Consider the following 289-nt stretch of genomic DNA (forward strand, 5'->3'; position numbering starts at 1 on the left):
GTCGATTTCAACGCATTTGGCGGGAGATCTGGCAGCTAGACCGTGTAGAGCTAGTATCATCTCAGTACAAATCACCCATATGGACAAAAGGAACAAAGTGCGAAGTCTGGGCGATCCCTAGATCACGAACGCAGATCCGAACGTACCGGTGGTATACGCCTGCGCACTGGCCGCCCCATACAGCTGATTTGCGAGAAGATACGTGTTATGGCTCGAGGAGATAAAATATTCTGTCAACGGGTGCGAGCCATCGAACTGTACGGGCTCCTTGATGGGCGGCTTCGCAAGG

Annotated in this window: 1 protein-coding gene; it reads right to left on the bottom strand. The window is 52.6% G+C overall.

What is annotated here, in order from left to right:
- Positions 1–117: 117 nt before the first annotated feature.
- Complete coding sequence (locus tag K6753_RS14870) at positions 118–237, bottom strand: phosphatidylinositol-specific phospholipase C domain-containing protein (RefSeq protein ID WP_223677177.1); 120 nt, start codon at positions 235–237, stop codon at positions 118–120.
- Between the last annotated feature and the right edge of the window lie 52 nt (positions 238–289).

Source organism: Novilysobacter selenitireducens (assembly GCF_020026895.1).
Lineage (GTDB): Bacteria > Pseudomonadota > Gammaproteobacteria > Xanthomonadales > Xanthomonadaceae > Lysobacter_C > Lysobacter_C selenitireducens.